A 13,075-nucleotide genomic window follows, 5' to 3' on the forward strand; every position below is an offset into this window, starting at 1 on the left:
GAGAGAAGATTGGAATTAAAGACCGCTATTGAGGCTCAAACTTCAGCAGCTTTTCGCGCACCACGGCGCTGTCGGGCGTAACTAATTCCTCGTGTTGGAGTAGAATTTTATGCGCCGCGCTGTAATAATAACGGTGGTCAGACCGGGCTTTGCTGCCTTCCACGTAGTGCTGTTTGTACACATAAACAGAGTCGAACGAAATATCTGCTAATGCCATATGCTGTAACACCTGGTCAATGCACACACGGTATTTTCCTTGCCCGTCCTCGCCGTCCCAGCAGAAACCAGGCCGATTAAACAAGAACATCTGGTCGCCCACAAAGAGGGTGGCATTCTTCACATATACCGGATAGATAAGCGACGGCTCCTGGTCGGTAATCGTCTCGGCATTGCCTTCATACCGTACCCACTCGCCGCTCTGCGTGCGTTTGTTCATTTGCGTTACCACACGGTAATATACTTTCGGCTCGCCGGGCGCCGTGGCGGCGTATGTCAGGTGCAGACTCTCGGTCGCATCGCGGTTGAAGTAGATCAGCGAGAACGGTATAAAGAAGAAGGTGAGCAACAAGTATACAAACCCTACTAAACGATACTTCAGCGTAAGCTTGCCCAAACCGCTGGCAAGCTCCATCGGCAACCGGCGCAACACGGGAATAGGGAAGAACAATAGTACGCCAATGAAGTTGAAAAGGAAGTGTGCAATGGCAATGCTGATGGCGCTGGACGTATTGGCATTCAATGCCGCCGCAATAAATGCTGTAATAGTTGTACCAACGTTGGCCCCCATAATGAACGGCGCCGCTTGCCGCAGCGTGGCGATCTTTTTGGCGACAATAGGCACTACCACCGAAGTAGTAATGGTACTGGAACGAATGGCTGCCGTTGTCAACAGCCCCCAGCCAAACGACTTGAGCTGATTTTTGAAAAAGAACCGGCTGAATACTTCCGGCGACTTGGCCTTGAGTAAATCGGAGATCAGCTTACGGAAGATCAGGATGGAGCAGAACAACATAATCACCGCCAGCAGGGCTAGCACAAACGGACTCGGTATAAGTTCCAGCAACGGCCGTACCACAGGCCCGAAAATACTTCCCGCCGGTTTGATGGCCTCTTCCACGGGATGTGCCGTTGGCGTAAAGAAACGTTGCGCCAGCCAGGCAGAAATACCCGACAGAAACCCGTAATAATACTCCAGCGGGAAGAGTACGACCGTTGTCAGGATATTAAAGAAGTCATGATAGGTACCCGCCGCCACGGCACGCTTAAACTCCTTGCGACGATTGATAAAGCCCAGCGCCACAATAGTGCTGGTAATGGTCGTTCCAATGTTGGCGCCCATGATAATCGGAATCGCGCTCTGCAGGGTGATTGCCCCCGAAGCAACCAGGGCTACCACCAGCGAGGTGGTAGTGGAGCTGCTTTGCAGCATGGCCGTTATCAGCAGGCCGATGAAAAGCGCAGTGAACGGATTGGCGGTGGCCAGCAGAATGGTTTCGGTAACGTTGCGGCTGAGGTGCTGCAACGATGATACCATCAGGTCGAGGGCAAAGATGAAAAGCAAAAGCGCACCGATAATGGACAGTACGATCCAGACGTTGTCACGAATCTTTTTTCCAGGATCAGTCGGTAGCGCAGTTTCCAAAGAGTTGTTTACAGTAGGTGTAAAAATACATCGTGGCGCAGGTATCTATACTGTGTCGCCCAAATAATTAATATAGTTTTAACATACACGCACGCCAGGCGGCTTAGCCCACCAGTTCGTTTATGGCCATCCAAGCCATTAAGCCGGGACCAATGGCCAGGGCGTCTTCATCAATGTTAAAGGTGGGTGTATGCACGTACGAAGTAAGGCCCTTCGCATCGTTACGTGTACCCAGCCGGTAGAACGACGCCGGGATCACCTGTGAATAGTAGGCAAAGTCTTCCGCCCCCAGGGTAATGTCGATGTCGTGTACATTTTCCTGGCCCACATAGGCCTCGGCGGCGGCCCGCAACCGACGGGTAAGTTCAGGGTTGTTTTCCAGGTATGGATAACCGTGGGAGATCTCTACCTCGCAACGTCCGCCCATGCCTTCCGCCAGGCTCTCGGCCATTTTCTGGATCTTCTGCAAGCCCGACGCGCGCCACGTTTCATTCATGGCCCGGAAGGTACCGGCGATCCGTACTTCATCGGGAATAATGTTCGTCGCTCCCTTGCCCACGATGTCACCGAAGGTGAGTACGGTAGGTTGCTTGGGGCTGGCGTTGCGGCTGATGATTTGCTGCAGGGCAATGATGATATGCGAGGCAATCACGATCGGGTCTATGGCCAGCTCCGGCGCGGCACCGTGACCACCCTTGCCAATCACCCGCAGGTAAATCTCGTCAGCGCTTGCCATATACATACCTTCGCGGAAGCCGATCTTACCGGCTGGCAGCAGGGGGAATACGTGTTGGCCGATGATGCCGGCCGGCCGGGGATTTTCCAGCGCACCATCGCGAATCATATAGGAAGCTCCCCCCGGATTTTTTTCTTCTCCGGGTTGGAACAAAAGACGTACGGTACCTTCAAACTGATCTTTTACTTCGTTCAGAATGCGGGCCGTGCCCAGCAGTGAAGAAGTATGTACATCGTGTCCGCAGGCGTGCATCACCCCCGGGTTAGTGGATTTATAGGGCACGTCGTTTGCTTCTACAATGGGCAGCGCATCCATGTCGGCGCGCAGGGCGATGGTCTTGCGTGTAGGGTTCTTACCCGCAACTTCGGCCACCAGGCCGGTGCCCGCCATGCGTGTAATGCTGGTGATGCCAAACGAACGTAGTTGTTCCTCCACATACTTCACTGTGTTTACTTCCTGATAGGAGAGCTCCGGGTTGGCGTGTATGTGACGGCGGATGGCTACGGTTTGGGCACTGTGCGCTTGCGACAGTGATTTTATTTTTTCAAGGAGACTCATGGTTTCTAATCGTGCTTCCAAAAGTAACGCTACCCGGTCAGATTGAAAAAGAATATCCTTTATTCTGCATACCGACTGATTTGATGATCTTTTTTCGCTTTTGGAGAGTATTTGTTAGGGTTTCGGGGCATTTCTTTGTCTGGTGTGATGGAACCCGCCAGCCGGTTGCCAAACCCTTGATCAAACATTCTTTGTGAATACAAACTTATCCTCGCATATTCGGACCTTTCATTTCAAAAAATTCTAACCTTAATGTACCTACGCACAAACATTTTCGCGGCGTTCACGATGCTGTCGTGCTCAGTGGCCTTCGCCCAGCAGCGCGACGGAATGGAAACGCTGAAGCTCGACGACATGTCGGCATTCAAAACCCAGGCGGGTAACTGGCAGATTGTCGGCGACGTGGTCATCGACCGCACCGTTGACGTACACCACGAAGACGCCGCCCCGGCTGCCGAAACCGGCAAAAAGAAAAAAGGCAAGAAAGAAGAAGTTGTGGCCGCTGCCCCACAAGCGGTACGCTTTACCGCCGGCAAAGGCATCTTGTTGAATCTGAACGACAACACCAAAAAAGATAATCTGGTCACCAACTTCGAGCACGGCGACATTGAATTGTCACTGGAAGTTATGCTTCCCAAAGGCTCCAACTCGGGCCTATACCTGCAGGGACGCTACGAAGTACAGCTGTTTGACAGTTGGGGAGCGAAGAGCGCCAAGTACTCCGACATTGGCGGCATCTACCGTAACTGGGAAAACGAGCCCGGCAAAATATACCTCGGCAAAGCCCCGCTCAGCAACCCCTCTAAGGCTCCCGGGCTGTGGCAGACGCTGAAAATCTCTTTCCGTGCGCCGAAGTTCGATACCAATGGTAAGAAAATTGCTAACGCTCGTTTTGTATCCGTTGAATTGAACGGCGTTAAAATACATGACAACGTAGAAGTGCCGCTGCCCACCGGTGGCCCCGTTGAAAACAACGAGACGGCCAAGGGGCCCATCATGATTCAGGGCGACCACGGTGCCGTGGCCTTCCGCAACGTCCGCTACAAGCTGATGAAAGAAGGTGCGGCGGCGGTTAGCGACGTCGCTTTCAAAGCCTACAAAGGCAACTTCAAGGCTGTATCAGAATTCGCCACTGCTAAACCGGTAAAGACCGGCACTTCGCCGTCACTCACGTGCGATGTACTGGACGACGAGAACGGCTACGGTATTGTCTATACCGGTAAAGTTACGGTGCCGACCGACGGCAAATACACTTTCCGCCTGGGCTATACCGGTGGCGTTGTATTTACCGTTAACGACGAAACCCTTGTCGACGTGCAACGCCCTGATGCAGGCGGCTGGAACGAAGGTTCCGTTACCCTGAAGGCCGGTTCGTATCCGTTTGTAATTGCTAACTTCAAAGATGCTTCGTGGATGCCCCCCCGCCTCGGCCTGACCGTACAAACGGATGGCACATATCCTGTGACCCTGAATGCCTATAACTCGTTTCCGCCGGACGACGAGCCCACCACTCCGATCCTGATCGCTGTCGGATCACAGCCTAAGCTGCTCCGTGCCTTTATCAATTTCGATGGCCGTCGCAGCAAACGCCTCACCCACACCATCGGCGTAGGTGAACCTGGCGGCATTAACTATGTATACGACCTGGGCTCGGGCAACCTGGCCGCTGTATGGCGCGGTGACTTCGTAGACGCTACTCCTATGTGGCATGACCGTGGCGACGGCTCGTTCCGTCCGCTGGGCGCTGTCCAATATTTATTCATCGGCCAGCCGCTGGCCTTCCTGCCTAATGCGAATGACGCCTTCCCCGAAACAGCCAACGAATATCGCTCGAAAGGTTATACCGTAGACCCTGCCACGGGCCGCCCGGTATTTAAGTTCCTGTACAAGGGCCTGGAAGTAAGTGACAAAGTATACCCCGAAGACAATGAGCGTATCCTCACGCACGAAGTGACGATCAAAGATCGCGGTACTCAAACCGGTTTATACTACAAGCTGGCGGAAGGCAGCAGTATCCTGTCGTTGCCCGACGGCAGCTATGCCATCGACGATAAGCAGTACTATGTAAAACCTACGGGGCAAGCTACCATCCGCGAAGTTGGCGGTAAGAAAGAGCTGGTTGTACCTGTAACCGGTAACACGGTAAAATATTCTGTCATTTGGTAAATCGCACGATCATCATGAACAAGCTGATAAAGAAATTATTCCTTTTGGGCCTGGCGGGTTGTAGCCTCCTGCTGGCGGAGGCACAAGTAAAAGCCCCCACAGAAGACGATTATTATAAGATCATCACCATTCCCACTCCGGAAGGTATACTGCTCGAAGTCGGTGGCGTAGCCACGCTGCCCGACGGACGTGTTGCCCTGTCTACACGCCGCGGCGATGTATGGGTGATTGAAAATGCTGCCATGGTCGACGGCCGTGTGCCCAGCTATACCCTCTTCGCTACCGGCCTGCACGAGCCACTGGGGCTTGCGTATAAAGACAACGCCCTCTATGCTGCCCAACGCGGTGAGCTCACCAAGCTGGTCGACACCGACGGCGACGGCAAAGCCGACGTCTACGAAACAATCTATGCGTGGCCACTCTCCGGCCACTATCATGAATATTCTTTCGGTCCAAAGATCGCGCCTGACGGTAGCTTCTTCGTGACGGGTAACGTAGCCTTTGGCGACGAAGAGTGGTGGCGTGGCGAAAGCCGCCAGCCGGGGCGTGGATGGACGATGCACATTCTTCCGAACGGCACGATGGAACCCTGGGCTACGGGCATGCGCTCACCCTGTGGGTTGGGCATGATCGACGGCGAGCTTTTTTACGACGACAACCAGGGCGACTGGCAAGGTTCAGGCGCCATCTTCCACGTAACCAAAGGAAGCTTTACGGGTCACCCCGCCGGCCTTCGTTGGACAGGCCAACCCAACTCGCCGGTTAAGCTCACTGCGGATCAGTTCTTTGCCAAGCTCGACGAGCGCCGCATTCGCCAGAACGGTCAGGCGGTAAAGCCTGAAAACATTGCTGACGAAAAGAATCCCAACCTTCTTTTCGAGGTTAAGAAACAATTCCCGGAAGTACGCCTGCCGGCAGTATGGCTGCCACACGGTGTGCTGGGTATCTCTAACTCTGAAATCCTCCGCGACGAAACGGCAGGTGGCTTCGGTCCTTTTGCCGGTCAGATCTTTGTAGGCGACCAGGGCCAAAGCAAGATCATGCGGGTGGTGATGGAGAAAGTAAAGGGCGAGTTCCAGGGCGTGGCTTTTGACTTCCGTTCTGGCTTTCAGTCAGGTGTCTTGCGCATGAACTGGGGCCACGACGGCTCGCTCTTTGTAGGTGAAACAAACCGGGGCTGGGGCTCTGCCGGCACCACAACTTCTGGCTTCCAACGCTTGCTCTGGATGGGCGCTGTGCCGATGGAAATGAAGACTGTGCGCGCAATGCCGGATGGCTTCGAGATCGAGTTTACCAAACCGGTTGACAAAGCAAAAGCTGAAGACCTGTCGTCATACGAAGGCCGCAGCTTTATCTATAAGTATCATTCTGTATACGGCAGCCCGACAATCAACGACGAGAAGCTGGCCATTAAAGGTGTTAAAGTATCTGATGACGCGATGACCGTGCGACTGGTGATCGACAATCTGCGTCAGTATTACCTGCATGAGCTCACCTTGCCGGGCATCCGCTCGCAAGACGGCTTGCCGGTATTGCATGCCACGGCGTTCTATACCCTCAACAACATTCCCGACGGCGCACGTCTGACTCCGGGTCAATACAGCACGAAAAAGTCTGCTGCGGCAGCCCCCGCTAAAACGACTCCGGCTAAAACAACGGCCGCGACAGCCGCTACCGCTTCTAAGAAAGCTCCCACATATGCTGAGATCGAACCGCTGCTGGTGAAGAACACGTGTACCGCCTGTCACCAGGTCAACAAGCGCCAGGTGGGCCCCTCCTTTGCCGATGTGGCGAAGCGTAAGTACAGCAACGAGCGCATCGTACAGCTGATCTATAATCCCGAGCCGAAGAACTGGCCCGAACACGAGACGCCTATGGCACCGATGCCACAGGTACCGAAGGCCGAAGCCCTTAAGATTGCCACCTGGATCAATTCCCTGCGCAAAGAAACCGCGCCGAATCCATAGGAATCAGAGCTCTATAGCATGGCCCATAATCCCGAAGGATATCCCTTCGGGATTTTTTATGCTTTTTAAGCTCGGCAGAAATTCACCTAAGTAAATGATAATTAGAAGCTTGTTTTGAGGCCGGCATATTAGCCAGAAAGATTTTTCAATTTTTTTTCACTTAGCTGTGTCTCCTGCTTTGGAAAAATCCGTTCCTCTACTACCTTTGCAGTCCCAAAATATGGGAGCTTAGCTCAGCTGGTTCAGAGCATCTGCCTTACAAGCAGAGGGTCGGGGGTTCGAACCCCTCAGCTCCCACAAAAAAGCCACTCAATCGAGTGGCTTTTTTTATTAGCTTAACCCTGTCATGTACGACCTGTTAACACATACCCCGCTGTTTGCTTTTGCCATTCAGGAAGAAGCCACTCACGAGTTTACTGAGTTTGAGCCTCTGTTTGTCGGTGTTGGTAAGCTGAATGCTGCTTTTAGTCTCATGCGACAGATCGCCGTGCGGAGGCCGAGCATCATCATCAACCTGGGGTCGGCGGGGAGTCAGCTACACGCGCGGGGTACGGTGGTGTGCTGTACGCAGTTTATTCAACGCGATATGGATGTGACGGCGCTGGGATTTGAGAAGTATACCACACCGTTTACCGATCAGCCTGCAGTATTGCATTACGGATTGACTGCGCCGGGCTTGCCTGAAGGTATTTGCGGCAGTGGCGATAGCTTTGAAGTGGATCACGCTGCTACGGCGTATGATGTAATCGACATGGAGGCGTATGCCCTGGCCTGGGTGGCAATGAAAGAACAGATTCCATTCTTGTGTCTGAAGTATATATCGGACGGCGCGGATGGGCAGGCAGCGATGGATTGGCAGACCTCTGTACGCAGCGCATCCAGTGCTTTAAAAACGGCTATTCATAAACTGCGACAACCGCAATAGGTCCAACGTAGTGGCCACACGCTGATTTGTGCCACGTTATTCCTATCCATCTCATCAATTGCTGGCTGGTCTATTGCCCGGCAGCGTGTATTTTTCTCCACAAAAATCATCGACTCACTATGCGGTGACCTTTTTGGAAACCGCATTGTTGAGTCCGCTACACGTATTTTACCCCAAGTAGGTACGATCTTTTAAAAACTATTTATGTTTGACCGGTCTGTTCGCCGGTGTAAATGCAGGAGTAGCCCATCACACGCATGGTTGAAAACCTCCTGTAAGTAGTTAACCCGTCTGCTTCGCCAGCTTATTTCGGCTGTATAAACTCGGAGCGGTAAAATATTTAACCTATGAAGAGACTCATCGTTGTATCCAATCGCCTGCCATACCAAGTGCAGGAGAGTGAGGGTAAAGTTACCCTCCGGCAAAGTGATGGTGGTCTGGTAACGGCCCTGAAAAGCTATTTTGAAGAAGAAGCCCGCAAGGGTGGTGCTATTGAAAAGCGCTGGGTGGGGGCTGCGGATTTCCCCGAAAAGCGTTGGAAAAAATTCAAGGCACAAGAGAATACCGAAGCGACCTTTGAGATCGACCCGATCTTCATTGAGAAAAAAACCTATAATAAGTTTTATAACGGCTTTTGCAACGCCACTCTCTGGCCGCTGTTTCACTATTTTCCTTCTTACGTGGAGTATGATGATGAAACTTTTCAGGCGTATGAAGCCGTAAACCAGGCATTCGCCGATATGCTTCTCTCCTTCTTGCAACCCGGTGATACGTTATGGATCCACGATTATCAGTTGCTGTTATTACCGGACATGATCCGTCAGAAACTGCCTGACATCTCCATTGGATTCTTTTTACACATACCTTTTCCTTCGTATGAGATCTTCCGGATGTTACACCGCACCTGGAAGGAGAAAATCATTCGCGGTATGTTAGGCGCGGATCTGGTTGGGTTTCATACGCATGAATATGTCCAGCACTTTTTGAAGACGGTACGTATGGTAGCGGGGCACGATCACCAGTTCCGCTCCATCGTAGTAGATAATCGCATTATTAAAGCTGACTTGTTCCCGCTGGGGATCGACTATACGAAATTTCACGATGCAGCCAATGTGCCCGCCGTGATCGAGCAACGGGATACGATTCGTAAAAACTTCCAGGATAAAAAGGTCATATTTTCGGTGGATCGTCTGGATTATACCAAAGGCGTTACGCACCGTCTGGTGGGATTTGAGAAATTCCTGGAGGCTTATCCGGAATGGAAGGAGCGCGTCGTATTTGTATTGGTGGTCGTGCCTTCGCGGCAGATCATTTCCAAGTACAACGAGCGTTTGAAATTAATTGAAGAGCAAGTGGGCAGTATCAACGGCAAACACTCAACGTTGTCGTGGCAGCCTATTATATACAGATATAGCAACCTGGCCTTTGATGAGCTCTGTGCATTATATGAAGCAGCGGATGCCGCGTTGATCACACCGTTGCGTGATGGCATGAACCTGGTGGCAAAGGAATATGTCGCGAGCCGGGCGCAGGAGGATGGCGTGCTCATCTTGAGCGAGCTGGCGGGCGCGGCGAATGAAATGGGTGAGGCTTTGTTGGTGAACCCCGTAGATACGACTGACATGGCCAATGCTATTTCTACGGCCTTGACAATGCCGGTGCAAGAGCAACGGCACAATATGAAACTGCTGCAAAAACGATTGAAAGATTATACTGTTATTCATTGGGTGAACGATTTTCTGAAGCAATTGGAAGATGTGCGCGTTCAGCAGCATGAGCAAGAAACGAAAGCTGTCACGGCCAATGTAGTAAAACACATTACCGACGACTTCCACCATGCCGGTACGCGTCACCTATTATTAGATTATGACGGCACGCTGGTGCCTTTTGCACGCCACCCATCACAAGCGCGGCCGGATGAGAATCTGTTGAAACTGTTGGGAGAGCTTTCGGCCAATACACAAACCGACATTACGATCATTAGCGGACGTGACAGCTCTACGTTGGAGGAATGGTTTAGCGATTTGGCGCTCAACCTGGTGGCGGAGCACGGCGCTTCTATACGTCTCAAGAACGGTCCATGGACGCATGGAGAAGCAATCGACCAAACCTGGAAGCCCCTGATCCGTCCGACGCTGGAACTTTTTGCACAACGAAGCCCAGGGGCGTTTATTGAAGAAAAGAATCATACGCTTGCGTGGCACTATCGTAATGTTGACGCCGAGCTGGGCTTCGTGCGTTCGCGCGAGCTGCTGGACAATCTTTTTCACCTGGTGCGTAACGGGCAGTTGCAGATCATCGATGGCAATAAGGTGATCGAGGTACGTGTAGCAGGTGTTGATAAAGGAAATGCTGCGCGGCGGCTGGTCGATGACCACGCATACGATTTTGTACTAGCCATTGGTGATGATAAAACGGATGAAGATATGTTCCGGGCGCTGACTGAAAAAGCCGTTACGATTAAAGTGGGCGCAGGCCATACCCTGGCGCACTACAATATACCGTCACAACAGGGTGTTATTCAGCTGCTGAATAAACTCGCACATTAATTCACGGACGGACGGTTTATTGTTTTTTTGTACTTTAGGCCTCACCAATTTTATACCGTCTGCTATGCCTGGACTAGACTCCGTGTTCAAAAAGCTGAACTACAAAGATCAAGCGACACTCTACATCATCGACGCGCCTGAAAGCTTCGTCCCTAATATGAAAGGCATGGAAGCATTTGCCACTATCAAGACGTCACTGACCGGCGCCAGGCAGGTAAACTTCATACTGGCATTTGTAAAGACACAGCGGCAAATTGACGGCATGGCGACAAAGGTGCCGCAGGTGCTGGAAGACGATGCGGTGTTGTGGTTTGCATACCCGAAAGGCACGTCGAAGAAATATACCTGTGACTTTAATCGTGATACGGGGTGGAATGCCTTTGGTACACTGGGGTTCGAGCCCGTACGCATGGTGGCGATTGACGAAGATTGGAGCGCCCTCCGGCTGCGGAGGGTTGAGCACATCAAGACTATGACGCGCAGCTTTGCCATGAGCGAGGCCGGCAAGAAAAAAGTTGAAGGTGCAAAAAACGCCCCGAAGGCAGAGGCTCCAAAGAAGGCTGCCAAGGGCAAAGCCCCGGCGAAAGGCAAGTCCGCTAAGTAATCCTATCAGCGCTCAAATTCGCGCGACGAACGTATCATCTCGGAATAACTTTGTTTTTTAGCGCAGGCCGTCATAGTTAGGACGATGCGTTTGGTTTTGGTGGCATTTGTTTTGGCGCTCTCGATCCATTTGCTGAAGTAGGCCTGGTGTGAAGGTGCCAGTGACTTAAAATATTTCATAGCTTCAGGATCATCCTTGAGGCATTTTAGCAGGTCGGCGGAGAGCTGTAAAGCCCGATCGTCGGGTTCCATGACCACCTTAATAGTATCCCCCATTTTTTTGCCGGTACCCTTGCGAAGGGTGGCATTCAGCGGCAGGATAAAACTGCCTTCGCCCATGGGAAGCAGCGCCAGTTTTTCGAAGGCGAAGGAATCCAGGGCGCCTTTGACGCGAAAAGACACTTTGGTGCCGGGCTTTAACTTGTTGGCCTGGGTGGCGGGTATTTCAATATAGGTCCAGCCGCTTTTTTCTCCTTTTTTCTCGAACTTCAGCACCTTGGCATTAAACTTTACCATACCAGGCAAGGTACAAAATTTCGGCACGTCCAGCTGAACATTGTGTTTACAACTATTGTTCTTACTTTGAATTGTGCTGTAACCCGAACGAACAGATATGTCACTCGAGCAAGATATTAAGCAGGAGAAGTTTCAAAATGAATATCATAAAGCCAGCATCAACATTCTTTATACCGGCAGCTGGCTGTATAACGTACATGCGACCTATCTGAAGAAGTTCGATATTACACCCGAGCAATTCAATGTATTGCGCATTTTGCGAGGGGCGCATCCGCAGAGCATGATGCTGGCTGAAGTCTCGGCCCGAATGATTGACAAGAACAGCAATTGCACGCGCCTGGTAGAGAAGTTGCGCCAGAAAGGACTGGTGAGCCGCGAGATTCGGGAGGACAACCGCCGGCAAGTAGATATCCGTGTGACGGACAAAGGCCTGTCTATGCTGAAAAGAATGGATGCTGATGACCGTGGGTCATCATTCCTTTCTGTCTTTGAAAATCTCACGAAAAAAGAGGCTCGCGAGTTGAACCGCATTTTGGATAAGCTGCGCAGTTAAAAAATTTTATGACAATTGTTGTAATAACAACAGTTGTGTGAACTTCGGTCGAGGGGGTTGTGTTAAGTCATTGAACATTGGTCGGAAGGACGATCAAACAACAAATACCTTTTATGAATACCGTACTGCACAAATCAAACACCCGTGGTAATGCTAATCACGGCTGGCTGGATAGTCACCATACGTTTAGCTTCGCGCATTATTACGACCCCACCCGCATGCATTTTGGGGCGTTGCGTGTCCTGAACGACGACGCAGTGGCTCCGGGCAAAGGCTTTGGCACCCACCCGCACGATAACATGGAGATCATTTCGATCCCGCTGCACGGCGACCTGGAGCACAAAGACAGCATGGGGAACACGGCCGTAATCCAGCAAAATGATGTACAGATCATGAGCGCCGGCACGGGCATCTATCACTCGGAATACAATAGGAATTCGGATAAGCCGGTAAAATTTCTGCAGATCTGGGTGTTCCCGAAAGAAAAAAACATACAGCCACGCTATGAGCAGAAGACGTATCTGCCCGAAGACCGCGTGAATAAATTACAGGTGGTAGTAGCACCGACGGATTCGCCGGAGAGCGTACGCATCAACCAGGATGCCTGGTTTTCGCTTGGCAATCTGAAGAAAGGTTTTCAAACGGAGTACACCCTCCACAAACAAGGTACGGGTGTGTACGCGTTTGTACTTGAAGGAAGCGTAACGATACAAGGACAGCGTCTGGAGCGTCGTGATGGATTTGGCATCTGGAATACAGAGAGCTTATCGATTCTGGCGGATGAGGATGCTGAAATCCTGTTGATGGAAGTACCGATGAATTAAAAAGTGTAAATTACCTGCCGTATTTGTGATCCTAGA

The 13,075-nt window shown here is 51.6% G+C and carries 10 protein-coding genes and 1 tRNA gene; 8 read left to right on the plus strand and 3 right to left on the minus strand.

Annotation, left to right across the window (positions count from 1 at the left end):
* Nucleotides 1-25: 25 nt before the first annotated feature.
* Together KK062_RS00685 and KK062_RS00690 are read right to left on the minus strand one after the other, a co-directional pair.
* Entirely contained in the window at nt 26-1,642 is a 1,617-nt protein-coding gene (locus tag KK062_RS00685; protein ID WP_254082305.1) for a Na/Pi symporter, read from the minus strand.
* A gap of 103 nt (nt 1,643-1,745) precedes the next feature.
* Nucleotides 1,746-2,936: a M20 metallopeptidase family protein gene (locus KK062_RS00690; RefSeq protein ID WP_254082306.1), complete on the minus strand. Its 1,191-nt coding sequence runs from the start codon at nt 2,934-2,936 to the stop codon at nt 1,746-1,748.
* A 252-nt stretch (nt 2,937-3,188) separates the two neighbouring features.
* On the opposite strand from KK062_RS00690, the gene KK062_RS00695 reads away from it, so the two are divergent.
* From KK062_RS00695 to KK062_RS00720, 6 genes are all read left to right on the plus strand, one after another.
* Nucleotides 3,189-5,102: a 3-keto-alpha-glucoside-1,2-lyase-like domain-containing protein gene (locus KK062_RS00695; protein WP_254082307.1), complete on the plus strand. Its 1,914-nt coding sequence runs from the start codon at nt 3,189-3,191 to the stop codon at nt 5,100-5,102.
* Between the two features lie 14 nt (nt 5,103-5,116).
* Nucleotides 5,117-7,069: a DUF7133 domain-containing protein gene (locus KK062_RS00700; RefSeq protein WP_254082308.1), complete on the plus strand. Its 1,953-nt coding sequence runs from the start codon at nt 5,117-5,119 to the stop codon at nt 7,067-7,069.
* Between the two features lie 222 nt (nt 7,070-7,291).
* Nucleotides 7,292-7,366 (plus strand) — tRNA-Val (locus KK062_RS00705).
* 49 nt (nt 7,367-7,415) lie between these two features.
* Entirely contained in the window at nt 7,416-7,994 is a 579-nt protein-coding gene (locus KK062_RS00710; protein WP_254082309.1) for a 5'-methylthioadenosine/S-adenosylhomocysteine nucleosidase family protein, read from the plus strand.
* Nucleotides 7,995-8,341: 347 nt separating this feature from the next.
* Nucleotides 8,342-10,543 (plus strand): bifunctional alpha,alpha-trehalose-phosphate synthase (UDP-forming)/trehalose-phosphatase, encoded by a 2,202-nt coding sequence (locus tag KK062_RS00715; RefSeq protein WP_254082310.1) that lies wholly within the window; start codon nt 8,342-8,344, stop codon nt 10,541-10,543.
* A gap of 64 nt (nt 10,544-10,607) precedes the next feature.
* Entirely contained in the window at nt 10,608-11,147 is a 540-nt protein-coding gene (locus KK062_RS00720) for a hypothetical protein (protein WP_254082311.1), read from the plus strand.
* A 5-nt stretch (nt 11,148-11,152) separates the two neighbouring features.
* Here KK062_RS00720 and KK062_RS00725 read toward each other — a convergent pair whose 3' ends face one another.
* The gene (locus KK062_RS00725; RefSeq protein WP_254082312.1) at nt 11,153-11,662 is read right to left on the minus strand and encodes a YdeI/OmpD-associated family protein; all 510 of its coding nucleotides are present in this window, start codon (nt 11,660-11,662) and stop codon (nt 11,153-11,155) included.
* Between the two features lie 97 nt (nt 11,663-11,759).
* Here KK062_RS00725 and KK062_RS00730 point away from each other — a divergent pair, with 97 nt between their 5' ends.
* Complete coding sequence (locus tag KK062_RS00730) at nt 11,760-12,215, plus strand: MarR family winged helix-turn-helix transcriptional regulator (protein ID WP_254082313.1); 456 nt, start codon at nt 11,760-11,762, stop codon at nt 12,213-12,215.
* 113 nt (nt 12,216-12,328) lie between these two features.
* Nucleotides 12,329-13,039 carry a pirin family protein gene (locus KK062_RS00735; protein ID WP_254082314.1) on the plus strand — a complete coding sequence of 237 codons (711 nt, stop codon included), beginning with the start codon at nt 12,329-12,331 and terminating at the stop codon, nt 13,037-13,039.
* The last annotated feature ends 36 nt before the right edge of the window (nt 13,040-13,075 follow it).

It is taken from the genome of Dawidia cretensis (assembly GCF_018598175.1).
GTDB classification, from domain to species: Bacteria; Bacteroidota; Bacteroidia; order Cytophagales; family Cyclobacteriaceae; genus Ohtaekwangia; species Ohtaekwangia cretensis.